Below are 23,497 nucleotides of genomic sequence, written 5' to 3'. Positions count from 1 at the left end.
ATTATTGAATTATAATAATAGATGCTTCGTTTTTACGCAAACAAAGTTGGTACCCTGCCACACGAATAGCAATTGGATCACCAAGTGGCGCAAAACGTTCTACTTCTACTGTTTCACCAGGCAAGCATCCCATTTCCATTAATTTTACAGACATTTCAAGATCTGTAAACGCTACGATAGTTCCTTGTTCTCCTGGATTTAACTGCGAAAGCTTCATCTATGTATAAGTATTATTTTGGAGCGCAATTTAGACTTAATCTATAATAAATCCAAATAAGCGGGTGTTTATATATAGTCATAAAAAAAGCCCTTTACTAAATAAGGGGCTTCTTCCTAGAGCTATAAAATTACTTATGAGGATAGCTTGAATAGCTTACCGTTGGACATTTACATCCTGGTCTAAAAATACCACAGCCGCTAACAAACCCCACCAACACTAAAAGAATCAATAAGTTAAGTTGCCTTTTCATTATAATTAGATTTATGTAGTAAAACATAACTGAAAACGCCCATGAAAACGCCGATCATATCACACCCAAAATCCCACCATTCAGCAGATCTGTAAGTAAAGATTTTCCATTGTAACAATTCAATACCACCGCCTAATGCCGCTGTAATAACAATGATTTTAAATATGGTTAGGGACCGGAAACTATAATTATGCTGGTGTCTTATTTTACCAAAAAACAAAAGTATAGTGAGCACATAAAAGAACCCTAAATGAACCATTTTATCAAAACCTGCAAAAAAAATGCCTGATCCACTAGTATCAGGCATTTTCATATTACAAAGCACTAAAATTACAACTGTCCATACTATGGCCCAGATTTGATATTTTAACTCCCCGAATTTATTCATTAATTAAGCTCCTACAAGTGCTTTATATGCATCAGCAGTTAACAAACCGTCAACTTCCGATAAATCTGAAACTGTAACCTTTACCATCCATCCAGCTCCATATGGATCAGAATTTACCAATTCAGGATTGTCATTAAGCGCTGCATTTGTTTCAGTAACAGTAGCTGTTATTGGCATAAACAAATCCGATACAGTTTTAACTGCTTCAACAGTACCAAAAACCTCATCTTTACTTACTTCATCACCTACGGTATTGATATCAATATATACGATATCACCCAATTCACGTTGAGCAAAATCAGTAATACCAATATAAGCTTCATTACCCTCAACTCTAACCCACTCGTGGTCTTTGGTGTACTTTAATTCTGATGGAAAATTCATTTCTCTAAATTTATTTTTTCGTAAATCTTTTTGCCGCTCAACATATTAAATAAGCTGCGCGCCTTCAAAGGTAATTAATATCAGTGTTTATAACAATCCTTAATTCAGTGTAATCCTTAAACTAAATCCAAAATTGCTAAACGAGGTATTAAACGTTTGCGAAGTATATGGTTTAGTAACATTAGAATCATAGAATACGCGTATGTTGAAACGCTGGTTAAGCACATAATCAACACTTGGTCTAAATGTTATATTTTTAGCCCCTGATGAAACTTCAGCCTCAGTAATGTCTGCCCTGTAAATTACAGTCTTGTTATCCCTTACAGCTATGTCCAACTTAAAATCCATGTTATTGTCTGTTTTTAACCCTTTAAACAAACCAAATGGGAACCTAAATTTATTGGTTCTGTAGCCAACTCCAAAAACCATATTGTTTTCCGTTAACTGAGCCAACTGACTGTTTGCAAGACTGAGACCTAACAACCTGGATCTGCCATATTCAAAATTAGCTGTCATGTTATTTTTCAACCTGGTATCAACGCCAATAAGTGGAGCAAATTGCTCAGCAATGGTTACCTGAGAATATTGGAACTTCGGAAGGAAATTTCCTCCGTTAACATCTTCCCTGCTAATTACAGAACCATTACTTTCCTGATACCTCAATAAAGAATTAAAGCTGTTTACACTGTAAACAGATCTATATGAATGTCTGACATCAATTGAATTAAAACGCTCAGCCAGAAAAGATATACGAGTAAGTCCACGATAATTCAAACGCCAGTTTGGCAAAGGAATACTAGGGAGAGAGTTCAACCCCACTGAAGAAGCACTTCTACCAGAATAAGCAGCTATAAATGAAGAAACCACTACATCCTGTGCATTTTTATCATAACCATCTGCATACCCACCAGCAACGCCATTTGAATTCGGATTCTGAGCACCCAAACGCTGTGAAATTATTTGTCTGTTTGCCATAAACTGATTAAACAATTTAGATACAGTGCTTCCTGATTTCTCTGAGAATGCCGTGCTTAAAGAAATAAATGAAACGCTATAATCTCCTGTTGTATACGGGCTGAAATCTTCAAATCCGCGACTGTCTCTGTCGTACCTATAGTTTGTTGAGAAGTTCGATGTCCTGTTTTTATTGGCTGTAAGCGTAATGGTTAAATCACGGATAGGCTCTATTAGACTTGTAAAACTTAAATCCTCTCTTAGCGTGTTTACATAAAGCTGAGACTGCAATGTATCCTGGGTAAGCCAGCCACTATTAACGGCCATACTTCTTATGTCCCTTTGACTTCCAAATACAAAGCCTAAACCTGGAGCACCTGTTATATCATCAATACCAAAGTAATTAGTTTTCGGTAAATATCCAGGCATAAATATACCTCTGGTTTGTGTATACGCTCCTACAATATTTTTAACCCCCGTAAGCAAACCGACCAAGAAGCCCGCGCCTGATTGTTTATCAGCGGTACCACTTCCTGCCTTTCTTACAAAGCCAAATTTGTTGTAAAGACTCGCCAGATTCAGGTTCGGGTTAATCTGTATAATTCTGGAGTTTTGAATTGTATTACCCAGATCAATTAAAGGATTTCTCAGCGTAGATAGTGGTTCGGTTTGCCAGTTAAAACTTGTTCCATAACGTGTGGTAACATTTAACCAATCCATACCCGGAATTTTATTTACCGGCAGATTATAAGTTACATTTAAATTATGAGAATAATCGGTAGTTCTGCCTAGTCGTTTTAAATTTTGCCATAATGTATCCCTCTTCACCCCATTAATTCGCCCCTCGGGTTCATCAATAATAGAGTAGTTTGTTGCATCAAAATCAAGCGTGAGTGACCGCGTAAAATTCCACGAAATACCATAAACTCTGGTAATAAGAAAATTTTTATTGAAGGTGGTATTTATCGGAATTGCATTATTCGGATCATTGTTGCGCAAACTATTTTCTGAATAGTAGCGATCCAGATCAATCCTGAAATTAATTGAATTTGGCAATAGACTAAAGTTTATCTCTTTTAATAGTGCCAGCGTATTTGATTTAATGATTTTAGCCAAAGGCTCGTAACTCTTAGACTGTCCTGCATAATTATACGCCAATGAAGCCCTATAAGTTTGTTGAATATTATTTTGGTTTATAAAATCTCTATGGGCAAACTTAGTATAAGCGTAACTGGCATTTAGATTTTCTACATCCCATAACTGAGGCTTTTTATCTAAATCAGTACGTTCTTTTCTCACATTTGTAAAACTTATACTATTACGGGTTGTATAGTCCTGCGCATAGTTTAATATCTCTTTTTTCTCTGCCTTAGTCGCTACATCCAGAGCTGTTTTCAATTCGATATCCGGTGTTCTTGGATCATATTGTGGTGTACTTATCTGACTTGAATAACTGATGAACATAGGGATTTTTACGCCTGTCTTTTTAGGCAAAAACTTACCTAGCTCCATACTCGAAGAAATATCAAAGAATACGTTATCAGCCCTATTTCTTTCACTCACTCTTTTTTCAAGTGACCCGAAACCTATTGTAGATTTGCTACCTGAAATGTTTACATCTGCAAAATCCGCAAGTTGCGCATTCATCCTTGCTGTTGCAGCCCACCCTCCTCTTTCGTCAAATTGAGTTAACCTCAGCTCGTTAAACCATATTTGTGCATTTTTATCCAAACCATCGTCTTCTCCTGGATTTGCAGGATTTTTAAGCGGGTTTTTTACACCAAGCATATAAACCCTAACCTTACTCATATCGGGCTGCCCTTTTATGGTAATTGTTTTACCGTTTTCAATAAATTCATAGGGAATATTTATTGGCCATGGCTGCCCATTGAGCATTGCTTTGTTCCTTGCTATTTTAGCCTTTTGGAAAATTTCAAGTTCAATATCAAGCTTATTCTGGTCAGGCCAAATTGCGTACGGATCACTAGTACCTGGATTTGTTACCCTTAGTGGTTGCGAATACTCATAATAGTTATCCTGATTATCAGTCCCGATACGTAAGAATGCACTTAAATCGTTATTATTTAATACGTTGTTACCAAGAGCTTCGAGGTGAATGTACATTTCCAAATGCTTATATGATCTAAAATCATTAATAGCAGTTTTAAATGCGGCTCTTCCATATCCATCTCTTAAATTCTTTATGGTTACTGCTAACGATTGCTCATTCTGCCTGGTATCACCACGATAATTGCTAAAGTCACGTTCCCTCTCAATGCCCGGAGGAACTACATAAGGTATAGGAGTACGCTTCCCGTTCTCTTCAATATTTACAGTTGCTACTTCAATGGTCGAATTATCGGATCCTATTGGCATTAATACAGGATCAACAATCACCTGAGCGGGATCGTTATTTGCATTATATTGACGCCATTCACCTCTTATCAACTGAATCTTTCCGAACCTCAAAACGGTAGTATCCGCATAATTGGTAAGGAACATTCTAATAAAGCGTATAGATTTAAAATCCTGAATATTTCCAACCTTTTGTTGGTATTGAGCCAATGGAATCCTAATCTGATACCAGGTTACAGGCTGAGTTTGTCCATTCGCCAATTTAACCTGAGAGGTCACTTTGTCTGTAACAAAGTTTTGCCCAACCATTAAATCACCTGGGCGCATTGATACCTTATACTGGAAATACTCATCTGATTGAGTCATGTTGTTATCCCGGTTGATATCTTCCCCATCCGGTAAAGAGGTAGAAGCCGAATTTTCAACACCAAAATCTTCCTGAGACTGTTGTGGCGTTTTAGAGTTTCCTTCAGTACCGTTATATTTTTGGTAGCGTTTTAAAATTCCCGCACCTGCCTGATCCAAAGCATTACTTCTGTAATAGGAGTAATCATCAGAAGATGGATCATTTTCTAATTCGGCTGCAGCATCAGGATTTAGCTGACCTTTTATCTGATTAACAAGCGAAGCAAATTTTGTGCGCTCATCATTGTTAGACAAACCGTCTAATCCAACATCCTGTGTCCTTCTAGCCGCTGGATCATTATCGAATGCCTGCACTACGGGTTGTAATTTAGGAACCCTGCCCCAATTTGTTTCATCAAATTTAGTAGGGTCGCCATTAGCGGGCAATCCATTTTCTAATGATTTACGACCATCTTTCAGAATATCTTCCGAAATATTACCAATATTAAAATACAAATCACCACCAGCAGAATTTGGCTTATACAGATTCGGATCCATAACCCATAACTCTATAAACTCAATATTTAATGCTTCAAAATCATTGGTCTCGATTCTTCTGAATAGCCCACCCCACCTTGATTTAGGATTATTTAACAAACCATTTGAACTAAATCCTGTAGGTGCATAATTATAAGGTCCTCTTACGGTTGGATAAAAGGCAACATCTAATGTTGGTAAGGTAATTGATTGACCGGTACTTGTTTCTTTAAAAGGGAAAACTTCTTGTTCTATAATTTCACGTACATAGTGATTAGATAATTCAGTACGGTTACTTCTCAAACTAGAAGGCAGATTACTTGCATTTCTATTGTAAAAAGTAGGATCGATATTATAAAATGCTATTCTCGCTCTATTGTAACCATAGGCCAGATCATTAATCAAACCTGATTCCGTAAATAACTGAGGTGTTCCCGACAATTGCCATGCAACTGCGCTCTTAAGATCTATAACAGATCTCGTGGCTTCAAAATCATCGAGATAACTTACACCTCCATTTTTGCCTCCAAAATTAAGCGCATTCGGGTGACCTGGAAGCAGCTGAGCAAACTCTCCGGAAAACGTAATACTCGAAGGAGCTTTAGTTGATAGGAATGGTAATTTATCAACTAGCTTAGTCAGGAACCTTGAAGGAGCGCTATAATTCACGTCCATTCCCCATATTGTATTAGAGATCGGCTCCTCGCCAATATTAACTTTTGGTGTTAATGGCTTTTCGGAGAGGTTCATAATCGTACCTCCCAAATTCAGCTTATTGTTCACCTTATAATCCAGTCTGGCACCAAATAAAGATCGTTGCTGCAAACCAAAAAGCTCGTTGTTTTCAGTCGATATTCTGATTGGCTGACCTGATATTAAGATTCCAGTGTTCAATATCTTAACTCTTCCTCCCTGATAATCCACCGTATAATCAACGCCTTCCTGAAGAGGAATTGTACCTGCAAAAACTCTTACAGATCCCTCTGGCACGTTGATAGCATTTAAACTAAACTCAGAGGCAATATCCGACTGATAACTCCCTTTAATGATATACCTGTTTTGTTTAGTAAACAATTGCTGAGCAACAACCTTAGTCGAATCATACAATGCAGTATAGGTATACTTATCTATAAAAGCCTGTTCTGTTGGCAAAAACTGATTTGCCAAATCCCTCCCGAAAGGCTCAACAAGTGGAAAAATTATCCTGCCATTTAGTGGATCTATAGTAATGTATCCATTTTTAGTATTTGAAAGTACATAGGCCGTATTTCCGTTGGCATTGTTGGTACTATTTGTATTATTAAAAGCACTATTGTTACCAAATGTGTTTGAAGAATTCTGATTAGAATTTGAATTAAAGGGATTATTCTCTGTTTCAAAGTCAAAAACTCCATCCGGTTTCATCTCATCCTGCTGGTTTAAACGATCCAGACCGGCAACTTGTATCCAAAGCTTATCCTTTAATGGCTTTTTAAATTCATCAAGCTTCTCTCCCTCAGTAATAACGGGTCTTTCAATACCTGTCTTCTCGTCTATCCTAAATATATCTAACCTGAAATTCTGCTGACTAATCTGATAGCCACCAATAGAATAGATGTTTTTCATCATCAAAGCCCATGTAGGCAGTTTTACTTTTGTAGTCTCATTTTTTAATAATTTAGCAAACAAAACTTTGGGACTAGCCTGGTCAAATGGTACATCAGTTGTAAACTCACCCACCTGATACTCTACCCCGTTAAAAGTATATCGGTATGCAACGGCAAGAACCTCATCAGTATTTAAAGCATTATTTAGTGACATATAACCTAGCTTCGGATGAAAGGTGAACTCTCTCTCTGTCAACTTTCTGGCATAAGTTAGCTTTGCATAATTGTCTGTACCTCCTGTTGGCTGAAAAAATGAAATAACTGAATTTGAATTCGTCTGACGGGCATCTGCCGGTAACATATCCAACAAATTATTCGAATGTTTCGGGAATTGATTGTTCTTAAATGCCGAAGGAAGTACCGAAGTCCCTCCACCCAAGGTATTATTATATGGCTTATTCTCCCCCAAATCCATAAATGCAAGAATGTCTCTTGAGTCCTGAGTGTTGCCTGCTTTATTTGTAACCCATACTTCTATCTTTGTAATTATAACCCCAGTTGTAATAGTAGGAGGATTAGAAAGTGCTTTATTATAGTTATCTCTAAAATATTGTGCGAGGAAATAGTGCTTATTTGCTTCATAATTATCAGCACTTATCCGATACTCATTCTGTTGAGCACCATTATTGATCTGTATTTCTCTGGATTGTGATTTTTGCTGCGTAAAAACGGTATTCACATTCAGTTTGCCGAACTGCAATTGAGTTTTCACACCGAACAAAGCTTGTGTTCCAGAAATCAAAGTAGTATTTAAGGGTAAGCTAACATTACCTGCCTCAATTTTCTTAATAATATCATCATCACCGCCCGTATAATCCAACTTAATCTGATTCTCAAAATCAAATTGAGCTTCAGTATTATAGTTCATATTAACCTTCAATTTGGTCCCTATATTACCAATAACATCCATCTGGATCCGTTGATTAAAATCAAAGTTCCCCTGCACTCTTTGGCGCTCATTAAACAAAGGGTTTTCATTCTTGTTGATTCTACCCAAAAAAGTTAACTCAGCCTCTCCACGAGGCTGAATATTGATGGTATTACCTCCAAATATTTTCTCAAAGGCCTTGCTATTAATGCTCAAACTTGGAATAATCCCGGTTCTTCTAACATCATTAATTTCCTGATTCGAAAGCCCTCTCCAATTCTCGCGTTTAATCTCACTACCGATCAAACGCTGGTACTGCTCAATCGTTAGATATTGAGGGGCAGCAATAAGCTTATCACCTACCAATTGCCTGATGATATACCTTTTATTTACCGCATCATATTCAACTTCCCGTTTCACATTATCCGGCAAAGGCTTAAAAGAATTAGATAATGGTCGTATCCCTAATCTTTGTTTTTCTTTTAAACCAAATGAATTTTTTGATGTATCACTGGGAGCTCGCCCCACTACGATTTGTGAGATGGCCTGTTTTCCCCAAAAGGATGTAATCAAAAGGAGAAATATTATTAGCGTTAATTTGTTTTTCAAGGGTAAAAAAGGTTATAAATTTTTCAAGGCTAACTTAATCATTTGTTCTACTGATAAATCCTGACCGCCCACCTTCAATGCATTGTCGATTGCCTTTTCAGATGCAGCTTTTGCAAAACCTAGCATCATTAAAGCTGATAAAGCTTCTTCTTTTACGGTATTGTTTAAAGGGGCCGCAATTAACGACCCCGTTCCTTCTTTCTTTAATTTATCCTGCAACTCAAGTACAAGTCTTTGTGCAGATTTCACACCTATACCTTTTATTCGCTGTATAAGCGGAAGGTCGCCACTAATAATGGCAGACTGAATCTCATTCGGGGTAATGGATGAAAGCATCATTCGTCCCGTATTTGGTCCTATGCCGGATACTGAGATCAAGTGAAGGAACAGTCTTCTTTCACCTTCATCAGCAAAGCCATAAAGTGTATGGGCATCCTCTTTAATATGGAGCCATGTATAAATTTTACACCGCTCAGCATCAGCAAGACTACTGTATGTATTTAAAGATATATTTATATGGTAGCCTACACCTCCGGCTTCTACAACAATATACGCGGGGCATTTAAAGGTTAACTTACCATCAATATAAGCAAACATATTTTATTTTTTTGAGATTCTTTTTAATAGACCTTTTTTAGGATTCGCTTCGTGTTCTTTTGCTTGTACATCTAAAACCGCAATGGTTACCATGTTTACAATTTCTCTCACAGAGCTACCTAACTGAACAATATGTACCGGTTTTTTTAATCCAAGTAAGATCGGACCAACAGCCTCAGCTTCTCCAAGTTCCTGCAATAATTTATAGGCTATGTTACCAGATTCCAGATTAGGAAAAACTAATGTATTGGCAGGAGCTCCAATTAATCTGCTAAAAGGAAAATTATCCTTTAGCATTTCATTGTTAATCGCAAAGTTCCCTTGCATTTCACCATCCACCATAATGTGCGGATATTTCTCATGCAATATCTTAACGGCTTTCCTTACCTTTTCAGGTACAACACCTTCATTAGATCCAAAATTAGAATATGAAAGTAAAGCGACCCTTGGTTGAATGTTAAATTTACTTACCGAACGTTCTAAAAGCAAAGTTAAATCAACTAATTCTTCTGCAGTAGGATCAACATTAACAGTTGTATCACCGAAAAACACAGGGCCTTTCTTGGTCATCATCATGTACATACCAGCAACACGATTTACCCCTTCCTCAGTACCAATAACCTGTAACGCGGGTTTAATAGTAGAGACGTAATTCTTTGTTAAACCTGAGATCATTGCGTCGGCTTCACCAAACTCAACCATAGAAGCACCGAAATAGTTCCTATCACGCATAAATTTGGTAGCCTCAAATAAAGTTACCCCTCTACGCTGTCTCTTCTCATATAAGGAATTCGCATATTTATTCATGCGTTCCTGCTCCTCAAAAGGATCAATGATCGTTACATCTTCCAACTCTAAGGCGTTGTCTTCAATTATTTTCTCGATGATTCCCCTGTTTCCAAGTAAAATAGGAATAGCTATATTCTCATCTTTTACAATCTGAGCAGCCTTTAATATTCTGTAATTATCAGCTTCAGCAAAAACAACACGCTTAGGATCAGACTTAGCTTTATTGGTAATCGCACGCATAATAGCATCATCACCACCTAATCTGCGTTTCAGTTCCTCAATGTAAGCATCCCAATCAGTAATTATCTTACGCGCAACGCCAGACTCAATTGCGGCCTTAGCCACAGCTGTAGATACATTCGTCATTAAACGAAGATCCATTGGCTTAGGAATGATATAGTCTTTACCGAATTTAATATTTCTTTCATTGTAAGCCATATTAACAGCTTCTGGAACAGGCTTCTTAGCCAATTCAGCAATTGCCTTTACAGCAGCTATTTTCATTGGTTCGTTAATGGCTGTAGCCCTAACATCAAGTGCACCTCTAAAAATATATGGAAATCCCAAAACGTTATTCACCTGGTTAGGATAATCAGAACGACCGGTAGCCATAATTAAATCCTTGCGTGAGTTCAACGCCAACTCATAAGCAATTTCAGGGTCAGGATTTGCCATCGCGAATACAATAGGATTTTTTGCCATAGATTTAAGCATATCCTCTGTAACACAATTTGCAGATGATAATCCGATGAATACATCAGAATCTTTCATCGCTTCAGCAAGTGTATCTAACTTCCTTGATGTTGCAAATTCGGCTTTAATGGGATCAAGGTTTTCGCGGCTATCTTTGATAACACCCGAACGATCACACATTACAATATTTTCTTTTTTAGCACCTAAAGAAACGTATAAACGAGAGCAGGAAATTGCGGCAGCACCTGCCCCATTTACCACAATCTTAATCTTATCCATTTTCTTTTTTTGCAGTTCACATGCATTAAGCAATGCCGCTGCAGAAATGATGGCGGTACCATGTTGATCGTCGTGCATTACAGGAATCTTCATCTCCTCTTTTAAACGACGCTCTATCTCAAAGCACTCAGGTGCCTTAATATCTTCTAAATTTATTCCCCCAAAAGTAGGCTCAAGGGCTTTTACGATCTTAACAAAATCATCAACATTTTTGGTATCTAATTCAAGATCAAAAACATCAATATCAGCAAATATTTTAAAAAGGAGTCCCTTTCCCTCCATAACAGGCTTTCCTGCTTCTGGCCCAATATCGCCTAAACCCAATACTGCGCTACCGTTACTAATTACAGCTACCAAATTCCCCTTGGCAGTGTATTTATAAACATCCTCTGTGTTCTCAGCTATTTTTAAACAAGGCTCTGCTACACCTGGTGAATAAGCCAGTGCAAGGTCTCTTTGAGAGTTCGTCGGTTTTGTTGGTATAACCTGAATTTTACCTGGCCGCCCCTGCGAATGGTAATCTAAAGCATCCTGCTTCCTGTTTATTTTACTCATAAAATTGTCAATTGTAAAGGATCAAAGTTACAATTCTTTTACTAAGGCTTAAAATAAAAAAAAGCCAATTAAATTACGGATAACTCTTATTTAAACGCAATTATGAACAAAATGAACAGGAAAATAAACAAACTGAATGCTAACTTTTCAGACGACTTGAGATGTCGCTTTCTACATGGGAACTATACACTTTTATCTTCTGTCCAGGAACGATTGTCAAGCTTTTCAACTTGTTCCAAACTTTAAGATCTTGAACTTCCACATGATATTTATTGGCAATTGCGCCTAAGTTTTGCCCGGGCTTAACCTTATGATAGAAAAAGAGCGGCTTTGATTTCACGTTCCTGGCAGGCCGAGATTCGTTATTTGAAGCCAGAACCACTTTCATATTTGTTTCAATATCTGTGTTAAGCACTTCATAAATACGGGCATAATTAGCCAGGCTTACTTTAGGAACAATAACACGCTTGGGTTCCAGATCAGTGCCATTTACGATCTTCTTCTTATAAGAAGGATTTAACGTACACAACTCCTCTTCATCCATATTCAAAGCGTTAGCCAATGTAGGTATAGAAATAAAGCGATTAACTTGTATAGTATCGGTAATCTTAATATAAGATGGTCTTTGAGAACTGATATGATGCTTATCGGAGCACTTCATCACATATACCGCAGCTATAAATGCAGGCACATAATTCCTTGTCTCTGTAGGCAAAAACTTTCTGAGTTCCCAGAAATCGTTAGAGTTGGATTTCTCCATTGCCCTTTTTACATTCCCCATACCACAATTATAGGCTGCAATCGCCAAAAGCCAGTCACCCAGTTCCTCATATGCATCCCTAAAATAGGTCGCCGCAGCATAACTTGCCTGTATTGGATCTTTTCTGTCATCAACAAAATTATCCATATTTAAGCCATACTCTCTGGCAGTGCCAAACATAAATTGCCACAAACCCGTAGCGCCAACTCTGGAAACTGCATGAGGATTCATTGAAGACTCTATAATTGGCAGATATTTGATTTCCTCAGGAATATTAAGGCTTTTAAGTGCCTTTTCAAAAATTGGGAAATAGTAATCCGATAAGCCTAGCATCCTACCCATCATGTCCTTCCTTCCGCTATAAATATCTATATACTTTTGTACATATTCATTATAGGTAAGAGGAACAGTCTTTTGAATAGAATCTAGTCTATTTTTATAATTGAAGTTATAGTTGTTAAACAACGGGGTTTCATCAACTTCAGGCACTGAAGTAGTATCATTTAAAATCAACCCGTGTTGTTGAGCTGTCGCCGAAAAGCTAATAAATGCTAGAATGCAATAGGATACGAGATGTACTTTTATTTTCATAGGCATTTCATACTGCTTTCAAGGCTATTGTAAATAACCTCCTTAGTTTAATGTTTCATTTAAAAATGTTTGGGACAACGAAAGTAGTTCTTCCTCCCTAAAATGTTTGGTCATCAATTGAATACTTAACGGCAAACCCTCATCATTATTGCCCAAAGGTATGGCTACAGCTGGAATCCCTGTTAAAGAGGCCAATACAGTAAATATATCCGCCATATACATTACCAACGGATCATCTATATTATCGCCAATTTTAAAAGCTGGCGTTGGGGTTACAGGAGTTAAAACCACATCAAACTCTTTCAACATCTCTTCCATTTTCTCCCTAATCAACCTCCTTACTTGCTGTGCTTTCTGATAGTAGGCATCATAATAACCGGCACTCAAAACAAAAGTCCCTAGCAATATCCTTCTTTTTACTTCCTCACCAAAACCTTCTGCTCTTGATTTTTTATAGAGATCATTCAGATTCGTTGCATCCAGGTTACGATGACCATAATGTACGCCGTCATAACGAGATAAGTTAGATGAAGCCTCTGCAGTGGTAAGCACATAATAAGCAGGCACCAGATAGTCAAGTAAATCAAATGACACATATTCAACCGTATGCCCTTGAACTTTAAATCGCTCAATTGCATCCAATATTGAATTCTTAATTGCCGGATCTAATACTTCACTTTCTAAGGTCTCCCTTATAACTGCAATTTTCTTTTTTGAGTTATTATTCAGATTTGCAGAATACGCAGGCACTTCTCTTTTAGAAACTGTACTGTCGTAGTCATCAGCTCCCGCTAAAACCTCAAGCAAAATTGCTGCGTCACTAACGGAAGAAGTGATAGTACCAACCTGATCAAAAGATGAAGCATAGGCAATTACGCCATATCTTGAAATACGTCCATAAGTAGGTTTAAAGCCTATGCACCCACAGAAAGCAGCAGGCTGTCTTACAGACCCTCCAGTATCAGTCCCTAGAGCAGACAAGCATAGATCAGCTTGAACAGCAACGGCTGAACCGCCTGATGATCCTCCTGCAACCCTTTCAGTATCCGCAGCATTACTTACTGGACCATAATAAGAAGTTTCATTAGAACCACCCATTGCAAATTCATCACAATTAAGCCTGCCTATAATAACGGCATCTTCCTTGATCAATCTTTCAACAACGGTAGCAGAATATGGAGACACAAAACCTTCAAGCATTTTTGAAGAAGCGGTAACAATGTGGTCTTTATAAGATATATTATCTTTTATACCAATTACCATTCCTGCTAGTTTGCCGGCAGTTCCACTATCAATTTTCGCCTGCACTTGCTTAGCATGCTCAGAAGCCGAATAAAAAAACACCTCATTGAATGCATTGAGGTGTTGATGAGCTTCTATTTGCTTAAAATAATAATCTAACAACTCAGGTAAGCTGAGCTTTTTTTGATCAATAAGAGTTTGTATCTCTGTTAAGGAGCTATACTTCTTCAAATTCAAGAATACATTAAGATTAAAAATTAGGTTCTAAAACCTATAACGGTTTGTTGGTACGGTTTCTTTCTACCGTTTCATTATCATCAACCCCGTCTTTGCCATCTTTAAATTCCTTAATACCTTTTCCAAGACCTTTCATTAATTCAGGAATCTTTCTACCTCCAAAAAGTAAAAGTACTATTACAAGAATAATGGCTATTTCCATGCCACCTAATGCGGCTGATATCGTTGTGTTTAACATGATATTTTAGTTAAAGTTTAGTTTTATCTGTTTCTATTCTAGTGTTCTGTGTATCGTCATTTGCAGCAACAAGGTCCTGCTTTTCAAAATTCAAGGGCTGCTTAGTTTCCTCTACCGCCTGAGCTTCTGGTTCTGGTGTAGTCTCAGAAGGATGGTGACGATTCGTATTGGTATCATTAATAACCGACTCGATATCATCAACAATACCTACGGAATTAATGTTACGATGGATTTCTCTTTTAACCCCCTCTGAGGCATCTTTAAAATCTCTGATTCCTTTCCCTAAACCTCTCGCCAATTCGGGTAATTTTTTACCTCCAAATAACAAAAGTACCACCGCCAGGATGAGCATTATCTCGCCGCCACCCATGTTCAGGAATTCAATTAACGTCCCTCTATACATTTTCTTACTGATTTATAATTAATTAATACAAATATAAACATTTATAATCCACAATATCCTATTTTGCTATCCATGCTTCCGGATTCTGGGCTGCCATCCCTCGTCTGATCTGGAATTGCAACTGTGGAGTACCCTCTGTAGTACCGACGGTACCTATCGTTTGTTTTGTAGACACTTCCTGATCTTTAGATACATTAACAGACTTTAAGTTCTGGTAAACTGTAAAATATTCTCCATGCTTAATCAACACGAAATACCTGCCGAATTGCTCCATTACAGTAGTAACCTTACCATTAAACACTGCACGTACGGAAGCCCCTTCAGCAGTTTCAATGTTTACTCCGTCGTTTGTATATGAAGCCTGCCCTTCCATATGCCTACCGAATCGCTCGGTAATTGAACCTGTAGCAACAGGCCATGGTAACGAACCTCGGTTGCTTTCAAATTGCGAAGATAATCTTGCAGCCTCCGGAGTTGCAGTCAGGTACCCTCCACTTGTTTTAGCCTTTGGAACAGCGGCAACAGGAGCTGGTTTGTTCTCTGCTTTAGCTCGTGCGGCAGCGGCCCTTTCAGCAGCCAAACGCTCTTCTTCAGCTATCCTTCTAGCCTTTTCGATCTCCCTTGCAATCGCTGCACGTATATTTCTATCAAGCTGAGCTGATATTTTTTTTCGCGTTGCAATGTCTTGCCTATACTGCTTTTCTTCTTTACTAAACTTATTCAGCACTTGAGACTGCTCGTTCTTATTCTTTCCAAGTTTATTCTTCTCCTGCTCTTGTTCATGCAAAAGACTGCTCTTCTCCTTAAGATTCTTATCTAAAATTACAATCTTGTAGTTAAGATCTTTCTGTTTACCCTGAATGTAATCAGCCTGCTTTTTACGATACTGGCCAAATTGTTGCAGGTACTTAATCCGCTTATATGCTTGATTAAAGTCACTTGCTGCAAAAATAAACATCATCTTATCATAAGAATTCCGATTGCGCTGAGCAAACCTGATCATACTTGCATATTCCTTTTTAAGCTGACCTAATTGTCCCTTTAAATTATGAACGACATTAGTGTTTTCATGAATCTGATTATCAAGATTCTTCATCTCCGAATTGATTACTGAGATCTTGCTTTGCATTAAGCCTATCTTAGCGTTTAGTGCATTGATCTGACTTAAAGTAAGTTTTTTGTTATTTGCAGCTTTATTGGCATTTTTCTGCAACAAATCAATTTCGCGTTGTATTGCTTCTTTTTTTCTTTTCAACTCTGCACTACTTTGTCCAAAAACGACAGAGGCAGATAGTACAAACAAGAGGAGTAAAAGTAATTTGTTTAGCTTCATTGCATCAAAAGTATAAAAAATCAGTTTATTACCTCGTACTTATTTGGAACATTAAACGGAAAATCTAGTGGAACATTGCTTTCAATTTTCGAAAACTCCATATTGATATTGATTCTCTTATCTCCTGCCATCGAGTTAATTTTCAGATTAGTTGGAAATAGATAGCCATTAATATTTTGATATTCTCCATAAGCAACCCTCAAAGATCTCCCGGATGCAATATCATTAAGGTTATTCTCATTAACCTTTAGCAAGGTATTAAAAATTACCCGATAAGCTAAACCATCATTAACCCCGCTAAGCGTCCAAAAGCCATTTTCCTGAGCTATTAAGGTTTCATCCCTAAAGAACTCTTTAACAGTGTTCCCTGAAAATATCGCTTGCAACAACTCAAAATTAACCTGTTTATTGGTATAAGTATGAACATAATTAAAAGGTTTTTTTAAATAAACACCCTGCAAGTTGTTTCTAACCTTAATGCTATCTGGAGTAATTAATGCTCTTGCCACTTCAATACCAAGTGCGGTAATACTTACCCAGATCTTTTTGTCTTTCTCCATCCTGATATTCATGTTCACATTATTGGAATTCCCATTAACATCAAGACTAGCTTTGGCTTTAAGAGACAATGTATTGAATGAAATGTCCTTAGCTCTAAGCTCCTTAATAGTTTCCGATTTCTTACTATCCACCGGCGTTTCTATTACCGTCTTGGGTGGTTTAACAATAAGTTTCTTAGTCTTGCAAGCCATTATTACTGAAACAAAAGCAAGAAATAGCAAGCTATTGAATATATTTCTTCTCATTAATCTTCTTATTTAACTTCTCTGAATCATTCCCGGCTGTTTTAGCCTTTTTCCACTGCACTAATGCCAAATCTTTATCCCCTTTTAGGAACAATACATCACCATAATACTCTACATACAACGGATTTTCTGCATCCAACTGGAGTGCCATCTTAATATTTGTTAAAGCGGCTGCATTTTGGTTATCATTTTGAAGGCCCAGTGCCATGTAATAATACAAAATAGCTTGATTAGGGTACACAGACAAAGCAGCATCAGCTGTTTTAATTACATCCTTATACAAGCCTAGTGAAGTCTGGATATTCAAAATCTGTTCCCATACCACATATAGTTGATCTGTGATCTTTAAAGCCGATTGAAACTGAACCAAGGCAGCCTGTAAATCCCCTTGCTGATAGAGCGCATCACCATATAATGCAAAAATCTTAGGATCATCAGGATGAACCTTTGATGCGATCGCTGCAAGCTCAATAGCATCATTTATCCGTAGCTGGTTCTTCTTACCTCCAAAAAGCATCATTACTACTTTGACTTTTTGGTCTACCGGCATCATGGAATTCTCAAAAGCCTTTTTTAGTGATGCCTGCGCCTCTATATTATTCTTTAAAGCGCCGTACACATCGGCCATAGCCAGATCAACTTCAAAATTATCAGACTCCAGCTCCTTTGCTTTTTTAAGTACTGCCAAAGCTTCTGCATTCTGATTCTTTTGCATAAGTACACCACTGGTATATAGTAAACTCTTAACGTCATTCACATCCTCTGCAAGAATCTTTTCAACAGCCTTTTTATCCAAGACTTCATCTTTTTCCAGATTGATTCGTTGCCTTGCCTCAGTTAAAGCATCAGACGACCCAAATTTCTTTTCCAGTACATCATATCCTTTTAAAGCTTCCTCTTCTTTTCCGGCTAAAAGCAAAGCATTAGACCTATCGAAATAATAGGAATCCTCATCGGGAGAAAGTGCAATTAATTTATCAAAAACTAACACCAAATTATCCATATCTCCTTTTCGCTTATATAGTTCCGCTAATAATTTCCAGTACCACAAATTCTTAGGACTCAATGAAGTAGCCTTTTTTATAGCCATTTCGGATTCCATCAATTTATTTTGTCTGAAATTCAGTGTAGCAACCTCAAAATAAGCGGCTGAATTGCTAGGATCTATCTTTAAAAGCTTATCAAAATTCTCAGCAGCTTTCGGATAATTTTCATTCAATTTTTCCTTTAACCCGGCAAAGAAAAGTGTTTTTACAGCCATGCTATCCAATGTAGAAACCACAGGTTCCTGGGCAAACACAGCCGTGCTGCCAGAAAGCAATAACATAAAAAACCACTTCCTTTTCATAATATATTATTTACCTGTACGCCCATAACCACCGGCACCACGTGTGGTGTCACTCAGCTCACCTACCGATTTCCAACTTATTGTTTCATGCTTTGCAATAACCATTTGAGCAATCCTATCGCCATTTGCAACTACAAAATCAGTATCAGATAAATTAACCAATAGAAAGGCACGAATATCCATACCGGCAGCATGCTCAGTTTCATATTGAGGCAATGGATGTTCGGAATTGTTTATGATGTTTATGTTCATTTTTTAAATAAAATAGATTTCAACTTGTCCTTTTCAAAATAGATAACTCCCGCAAGGAAAGCCAACAGTAATGCATTCCCAATATAAATATTCCTGTTAAATACCCAAAAGGAAAGTACCACAAGAACCACTGATATAAGCAAATATGCCAAAATCCTTTTCAGATCATAAGGAATAGGATAATATTTTTGCCCTAAGACGTAAGATATTACCATCATTACAAAATAAGCCAGCATAGATACCCATGCAGAGCCCATATAACTGTATTTAGGTATTAGCACAAAGTTTAAAACTATAGTAATAACGGCTCCAACTATAGAAATATATAAACCAAAACGGGTTTGATCAGATAAACGATACCAGATAGAGAGGTTCATGTATATCCCCAGGCAGACATAACCAAACAACAAATACGGAACAGCAGGCAGTCCTACCCAATAATCTGCAATATGCTTGGCATCCCTACTAATGAAATATTTTAGTATTTCGATGTTAGCAATCAACCCAACGAATAACAATGCCAGGGCAACAACGAAATAGTGCAAAATGATTGCATAAGTTTTTTTCGCATTTGCATTTTTTGCATAGCTAAAAAAGAATGGCTCAGCACCGAGTCTAAATGCAGTAATAAAAATACTCATAAATATGGCTATCTTACAGACTGCACCATAAATCCCTACTTCATCATCCGCTACTGATTTAGGCAATAGTTCGCTCAATACAATTTTATCCAGATTCTCATTTACAATAAATGAAAGATTAGCGACTAAGATTGGCCATGAATAAGAAAACATCTTTGTGAATAGGTCCTTATCAAACTTTAACTGGAGCTTCAAAAATTCCGGCAATAGCATTAGGAATGTAGCTAAACTGGCAATCAGATTAGAAATAAAAACGTAACCAACCCATTTTTCACGATACCATGAAGCAAACCACTCGCACATTGGCCCATCATGTTTTAAGATTATCGGTATCAAAAAGATAAACATCAGGTTAAGTCCAACAAAACAACCAATATTCAAAAATTTAACAACACTATATTTAAATGCTCTATCCTCAGCTCTTAATTTAGCAAAGGGAATTACGCAAATAGCATCAACAAACAATATCCATATAAAGAACTGCACATAACTCTTATAATCAGCAACCTGGCTTATATCACCTGCAAGATATGCAGCTACTGAATTCGCAAATACCAATCCTGTAATCAGGAAAAGAGAGGAGATGAAAGCGATACACAGGAATGAATTATTATAAACTTCCTGCTTTTTATTGTCATGCTTATTCAGATACCTGAAGTAAGTGCTTTCCATACCAAAAGCCAACACAGCATTAATCAATGAAGCATAAGCATACAATTTGGTAAAAATCCCAAAAGTAGCGGTGGGGTATGCACGAGTAAAAAGAGGTGTTAAAATAAAATTAAACAGCCGGGAAAATACAGTGCTTATACCATAAACTGCAGTCTGCCCCAGAAACTTCTTTAATACAGACATCTATTTCTTAATGATTTCAAAATTCTGATAGTTTTTCAACTCACCTGAAGTAACCTCAACGTTCTCAATCTTGGCCCTATCTGGCCCTTCATTACACCATTCTACAAAAACTTCCAGTAAGGTATCGTCACCCTCTGCTTCCATATACAAAGTACCATCCTTTTCATTCCTGATTATCCCTCTAATACCCATCTGATCCGCAACAGCTTTTGTGGTAGCCCTAAAAGATACCCCTTGTACTTTCCCTGTTATTCTAATATTTATATGTTTTGTTTCCATTTGTACTTTTCTAAAACCAATTTAGAACCTTAACGGTTATTCACTAAACTCTAATGTGTTTAATCTATTTTTTTCTATTAAAAATTCCTGCCAAATCCGATTCAAGATAACTGCTGCCGGTTTAATATCGTTTAACATAGCCGATACCTGACCAATCTCTAACTCGCCTTCATTCATATCTCCTTCAAACATCCCCAGTTTGGCGCGTGCCCTACCTAACAAATGTTTCAGTCCCTCCGCATCTGCGCCTTCAGATTCGGCATTAGCTATTGCATCGGCAAATTCATTTTTCAACAGCCGAACAGGAACCAGCTTTTTCATTCTCAGCTTAGTATCCCCTTCTCCTGCATTCAGAATCTTATGCTTAAAGTTGGGGTGGGCCGACGATTCTTCTGCAACAGCAAATGCCGATCCTATCTGAACCCCCTCCGCACCAAGAGCAAAAGCAGCAAGCATTGCAGCGCCACCTCCAATCCCTCCGGCAGCAATGACCGGAATTTGAACCGCAGCTTTAACCATTGGCATCAAACACAAAGTGGTTGTTTCTTCTCTTCCATTGTGTCCTCCAGCTTCAAATCCCTCTGCTACAACTGCATCCACACCACAAGCCTCTGCTTTTAAGGCAAATTTTGTATTGGCAATTACATGAACTACGACAATACCCCTTTCCTTTAGAAACCCAGTCCAGCTAGCTGGATTTCCTGCCGATGTAAATACAATCTTTACACCCTCTGCCACTATAATATCCATCACATGCTGCACATTTGGATAAAGTAGTGGAACATTAACAGCAAAAGGCTTTGAAGTTGCTTTCTTACATTTTTGAATATGTTCCAACAAAACCTCCGGATACATAGACCCCGCGCCTATGATCCCTAAACCACCTGCATTAGAAACTGCAGAAGCTAATCTCCAACCACTACACCACACCATTCCGGCCTGAATAATTGGATACTGAATACCAAAAAGAGCTGCAATTCTATTCTTCATCAAATACAAAGAAAAGGTATTTATCTAAATAAAACTTAAAACAATCTTTCTACTCTCGACCCCAACATTATTATCCCACTTATTTCTTCAAAATCTATAAGATTTATCCCTGGTCTTTTCCCAATTTCCAAACTACCATAACGCTCCTGCACCCCCAGAAACTCAGCCCCATTAATTGTCGCCCATTTTAAAAGCTCGTCAAAGTCAATACCAAAATTGATTTGTAAGGTCTGCATTTCTGCAAATATATTTAGCCTATTATTGCTCGCTAAACTATCTGTACCAAGCGTAATTTTAGCTCCGGAATTTCTTAGCATCTCAACATCTGGAAGCCTGTTTTCTATATACAAATTTGCGTTTGGACAAAGGCACCAGTATAAATTAGGATTATAAGCTTCTGCAAATTCCACATCAGCACTAGAAGTAAATGTATTATGTACCAATAGCGTTTTCAGCTTATCAGAAAGCATTGGCAGATAGGTTTGTAAAGATGTTTTACCAGAAGGCTTATAAAATTCAATATCAAGGCCTAAAAACTTATACAAGTCTAAAAAGCCTCCTTCTTTCCTTTCAAAAAAGAGATTTTCATCTTCCGTTTCCTGATTATGAATACTTAGCACTTCTTCATTTGTTTCACCATTAACACGCAGCTCTTTAAATAACGAAGTAGAAACCGAATATGGGGCATGAGGGACAATGGAAACTTTAAGCGGATTAAACTTCTCTTTAAATTCAAGTGCACGTTTAATAGATTCCTGCGCTATTAAAGGATTAAAGCCCATCACCTCCAAAAAAGTATGGTAATAAATTGGGCTTCCAAGTTTAGTCCCTCTGGAAATTACTTGATTCGAAATATCACCAACAGCAACTATTCCATTTTCAAACATCTCCCTGTCTGCCCTCAGCATAGCTAGGTCAATTGCATCCTCATCAGAAGTTCTCAGTTTCATGATAGCTTGCACAAAACCTAATAGTCCTGTACGTGTCTCTATCTGTCCTTTTAAATGCGACAATTCAAGATGGCAATGGGTATTTACAAATCCCGGAACCAGTAATCCCTCATACTGAGTTATGTCTTTTATCCCTTCATTTACCGCTTCTTCAGGCGTAAAAACATGAATTATAGTCCCATCAATTTCAACACCGACAACCCCATTTTTAATTGGAGGGCCGGCAACCGGAAATACATATGACGCAGATATATAAGAAATCATAAATACAAAGAACGGATAATAAGCGCAGAAATCTATAAATTAGTGCTGGCTAAAAACTATTTTATATAAGTTTGCTGCTACATCAAAATCCCTATAAATGAACCGCATAGACAGACTTTTTGGAATACTAGTTCTACTTCAGACAAAAAAATATGTTACGGCAGATAAAATTTCTGATCAATTTGAGATTAGCATCCGCACAGTTTATCGTGATATAAAAGCACTTACTGAACAGGGGATTCCAATTAGCTTTGAGCAGCCAAAGGGATATTTTATTGTGCAAGGATACTTTTTGCCACCTGTTTCATTTAACTCCGAAGAAGCAAACGCCTTGCTAATTATGGAACGTTTGGTTTCAGGTTTTACCGATCAATCTATTCTCAAACACTATACAACTGCCTTAAACAAGGTTAAAGCCGTGCTACGCAGCACTCAGAAAGAAAAACTGGAATTTTTAAGTAAAAATATGATATTGCGACTTCCAGATTCAATAAAAAATGAGTTTGAATATCTATCCGCCTTACAAAATGCAATTTCATCACAATGCATCATAGAAATTGCATACACAAATAACAATGCAGAAACAAGCAAACGGGAGGTTGAGCCGATTGGATTATTATTTTATGCTTTTAACTGGCATTTAATAGCTTGGTGCCACCTTAGAACTGAATATCGAGATTTTAGGGTATCACGTATTGAAGAGGTAAGAAGTTTAGAGATCCCATTCAGGAAAACCGGACATATGCAATTAAGTGACTATATGAAGCTGCTTCCGGTAAGTTATTAAAATAATAATTTATTCTAAAAACAGACTGCCATAGGGTTGTCAGTCGCCCTCG

19 protein-coding genes are annotated in these 23,497 nt (G+C 37.4%); 1 reads left to right on the top strand and 18 read right to left on the bottom strand.

Features of this window, described 5'->3' with window-relative positions; translation table 11 throughout:
• Position 1: 1 nt before the first annotated feature.
• The 18 genes from J1905_RS19715 to J1905_RS19630 all read right to left on the bottom strand — a co-directional run bounded on the left by J1905_RS19715 (position 2) and on the right by J1905_RS19630 (position 22,658).
• Positions 2 to 217 (bottom strand): FeoA family protein, encoded by a 216-nt coding sequence (locus tag J1905_RS19715; protein WP_048903622.1) that lies wholly within the window; start codon positions 215 to 217, stop codon positions 2 to 4.
• Positions 218 to 453: 236 nt separating this feature from the next.
• The gene (locus J1905_RS19710; protein WP_214228944.1) at positions 454 to 858 is read right to left on the bottom strand and encodes a VanZ family protein; all 405 of its coding nucleotides are present in this window, start codon (positions 856 to 858) and stop codon (positions 454 to 456) included.
• A gap of 3 nt (positions 859 to 861) precedes the next feature.
• The gene (gene gcvH, locus J1905_RS19705) at positions 862 to 1,242 is read right to left on the bottom strand and encodes a glycine cleavage system protein GcvH (RefSeq protein ID WP_173090394.1); all 381 of its coding nucleotides are present in this window, start codon (positions 1,240 to 1,242) and stop codon (positions 862 to 864) included.
• Positions 1,243 to 1,341: 99 nt separating this feature from the next.
• Positions 1,342 to 8,517 (bottom strand): T9SS outer membrane translocon Sov/SprA, encoded by a 7,176-nt coding sequence (gene sov / locus J1905_RS19700; RefSeq protein WP_502928747.1) that lies wholly within the window; start codon positions 8,515 to 8,517, stop codon positions 1,342 to 1,344.
• Positions 8,518 to 8,568: 51 nt separating this feature from the next.
• The gene (ruvA, locus tag J1905_RS19695; protein WP_214228942.1) at positions 8,569 to 9,153 is read right to left on the bottom strand and encodes a Holliday junction branch migration protein RuvA; all 585 of its coding nucleotides are present in this window, start codon (positions 9,151 to 9,153) and stop codon (positions 8,569 to 8,571) included.
• Between the two features lie 3 nt (positions 9,154 to 9,156).
• Complete coding sequence (locus J1905_RS19690; protein WP_214228941.1) at positions 9,157 to 11,469, bottom strand: NADP-dependent malic enzyme; 2,313 nt, start codon at positions 11,467 to 11,469, stop codon at positions 9,157 to 9,159.
• Positions 11,470 to 11,608: 139 nt separating this feature from the next.
• Entirely contained in the window at positions 11,609 to 12,820 is a 1,212-nt protein-coding gene (locus tag J1905_RS19685; protein WP_214228940.1) for a lytic transglycosylase domain-containing protein, read from the bottom strand.
• A gap of 42 nt (positions 12,821 to 12,862) precedes the next feature.
• Complete coding sequence (gatA, locus tag J1905_RS19680) at positions 12,863 to 14,299, bottom strand: Asp-tRNA(Asn)/Glu-tRNA(Gln) amidotransferase subunit GatA (protein ID WP_214228939.1); 1,437 nt, start codon at positions 14,297 to 14,299, stop codon at positions 12,863 to 12,865.
• A 34-nt stretch (positions 14,300 to 14,333) separates the two neighbouring features.
• On the bottom strand, positions 14,334 to 14,537 hold the full coding sequence (locus J1905_RS19675) for a Sec-independent protein translocase subunit TatA/TatB (RefSeq protein WP_108206269.1): 204 nt from the start codon (positions 14,535 to 14,537) through the stop codon (positions 14,334 to 14,336).
• Between the two features lie 10 nt (positions 14,538 to 14,547).
• Entirely contained in the window at positions 14,548 to 14,940 is a 393-nt protein-coding gene (locus J1905_RS19670; RefSeq protein ID WP_214228938.1) for a Sec-independent protein translocase subunit TatA/TatB, read from the bottom strand.
• Between the two features lie 58 nt (positions 14,941 to 14,998).
• Positions 14,999 to 16,273: a murein hydrolase activator EnvC family protein gene (locus J1905_RS19665; RefSeq protein WP_214228937.1), complete on the bottom strand. Its 1,275-nt coding sequence runs from the start codon at positions 16,271 to 16,273 to the stop codon at positions 14,999 to 15,001.
• A gap of 20 nt (positions 16,274 to 16,293) precedes the next feature.
• The gene (gene lolB1, locus J1905_RS19660; protein WP_214228936.1) at positions 16,294 to 17,079 is read right to left on the bottom strand and encodes a lipoprotein insertase outer membrane protein LolB1; all 786 of its coding nucleotides are present in this window, start codon (positions 17,077 to 17,079) and stop codon (positions 16,294 to 16,296) included.
• The gene (locus J1905_RS19655; RefSeq protein WP_214228935.1) at positions 17,057 to 18,427 is read right to left on the bottom strand and encodes a tetratricopeptide repeat protein; all 1,371 of its coding nucleotides are present in this window, start codon (positions 18,425 to 18,427) and stop codon (positions 17,057 to 17,059) included. Before J1905_RS19655 ends, lolB1 begins: the two co-directional genes overlap by 23 nt.
• Positions 18,428 to 18,433: 6 nt before the next feature.
• Positions 18,434 to 18,679 carry a dCTP deaminase/dUTPase family protein gene (locus J1905_RS19650; RefSeq protein ID WP_214228934.1) on the bottom strand — a complete coding sequence of 82 codons (246 nt, stop codon included), beginning with the start codon at positions 18,677 to 18,679 and terminating at the stop codon, positions 18,434 to 18,436.
• Positions 18,676 to 20,175, bottom strand: a complete 1,500-nt coding sequence (locus tag J1905_RS19645) for a lipopolysaccharide biosynthesis protein (RefSeq protein ID WP_214228933.1) — start codon at positions 20,173 to 20,175, stop codon at positions 18,676 to 18,678. Before J1905_RS19645 ends, J1905_RS19650 begins: the two co-directional genes overlap by 4 nt.
• Positions 20,176 to 20,454, bottom strand: coding sequence for an acylphosphatase (locus J1905_RS19640; protein WP_214228932.1), 279 nt, complete (start codon positions 20,452 to 20,454; stop codon positions 20,176 to 20,178). It lies immediately after the preceding gene.
• Positions 20,455 to 20,490: 36 nt separating this feature from the next.
• Entirely contained in the window at positions 20,491 to 21,444 is a 954-nt protein-coding gene (locus J1905_RS19635; RefSeq protein ID WP_214228931.1) for an NAD(P)H-dependent flavin oxidoreductase, read from the bottom strand.
• 35 nt (positions 21,445 to 21,479) lie between these two features.
• Positions 21,480 to 22,658, bottom strand: coding sequence for an amidohydrolase family protein (locus J1905_RS19630; RefSeq protein WP_214228930.1), 1,179 nt, complete (start codon positions 22,656 to 22,658; stop codon positions 21,480 to 21,482).
• Positions 22,659 to 22,755: 97 nt separating this feature from the next.
• Between J1905_RS19630 and J1905_RS19625 the strand changes: the two genes are divergently transcribed.
• On the top strand, positions 22,756 to 23,445 hold the full coding sequence (locus tag J1905_RS19625; RefSeq protein WP_214228929.1) for a helix-turn-helix transcriptional regulator: 690 nt from the start codon (positions 22,756 to 22,758) through the stop codon (positions 23,443 to 23,445).
• Positions 23,446 to 23,497 lie beyond the last annotated feature (52 nt).

Origin of the sequence: Pedobacter sp. B4-66, from assembly GCF_018492665.1 — a bacterium.
Lineage (GTDB): Bacteria > Bacteroidota > Bacteroidia > Sphingobacteriales > Sphingobacteriaceae > Pedobacter.
Note: the sequence above shows the minus strand (reverse complement) of the source record. Positions and strands in the feature narration are given on the sequence as shown.

Bases quoted from the DNA above. Each gene is read 5' to 3' on its own strand.
- J1905_RS19670 (WP_214228938.1), bottom strand. From the start codon at position 14,940: ATGTATAGAGGGACGTTAATTGAATTCCTGAACATGGGTGGCGGCGAG.
- J1905_RS19665 (WP_214228937.1), bottom strand. From the start codon at position 16,273: ATGAAGCTAAACAAATTACTTTTACTCCTCTTGTTTGTACTATCTGCC.
- J1905_RS19675 (WP_108206269.1), bottom strand. From the start codon at position 14,537: ATGTTAAACACAACGATATCAGCCGCATTAGGTGGCATGGAAATAGCC.
- J1905_RS19645 (WP_214228933.1), bottom strand. From the start codon at position 20,175: ATGTCTGTATTAAAGAAGTTTCTGGGGCAGACTGCAGTTTATGGTATA.
- J1905_RS19690 (WP_214228941.1), bottom strand. From the start codon at position 11,469: ATGAGTAAAATAAACAGGAAGCAGGATGCTTTAGATTACCATTCGCAG.
- J1905_RS19625 (WP_214228929.1), top strand. From the start codon at position 22,756: ATGAACCGCATAGACAGACTTTTTGGAATACTAGTTCTACTTCAGACA.
- J1905_RS19640 (WP_214228932.1), bottom strand. From the start codon at position 20,454: ATGGAAACAAAACATATAAATATTAGAATAACAGGGAAAGTACAAGGG.
- gcvH (WP_173090394.1), bottom strand. From the start codon at position 1,242: ATGAATTTTCCATCAGAATTAAAGTACACCAAAGACCACGAGTGGGTT.
- lolB1 (WP_214228936.1), bottom strand. From the start codon at position 17,079: ATGAGAAGAAATATATTCAATAGCTTGCTATTTCTTGCTTTTGTTTCA.
- J1905_RS19655 (WP_214228935.1), bottom strand. From the start codon at position 18,427: ATGAAAAGGAAGTGGTTTTTTATGTTATTGCTTTCTGGCAGCACGGCT.
- J1905_RS19635 (WP_214228931.1), bottom strand. From the start codon at position 21,444: ATGAAGAATAGAATTGCAGCTCTTTTTGGTATTCAGTATCCAATTATT.
- J1905_RS19710 (WP_214228944.1), bottom strand. From the start codon at position 858: ATGAATAAATTCGGGGAGTTAAAATATCAAATCTGGGCCATAGTATGG.
- ruvA (WP_214228942.1), bottom strand. From the start codon at position 9,153: ATGTTTGCTTATATTGATGGTAAGTTAACCTTTAAATGCCCCGCGTAT.
- J1905_RS19650 (WP_214228934.1), bottom strand. From the start codon at position 18,679: ATGAACATAAACATCATAAACAATTCCGAACATCCATTGCCTCAATAT.
- J1905_RS19630 (WP_214228930.1), bottom strand. From the start codon at position 22,658: ATGATTTCTTATATATCTGCGTCATATGTATTTCCGGTTGCCGGCCCT.
- J1905_RS19715 (WP_048903622.1), bottom strand. From the start codon at position 217: ATGAAGCTTTCGCAGTTAAATCCAGGAGAACAAGGAACTATCGTAGCG.
- J1905_RS19685 (WP_214228940.1), bottom strand. From the start codon at position 12,820: ATGAAAATAAAAGTACATCTCGTATCCTATTGCATTCTAGCATTTATT.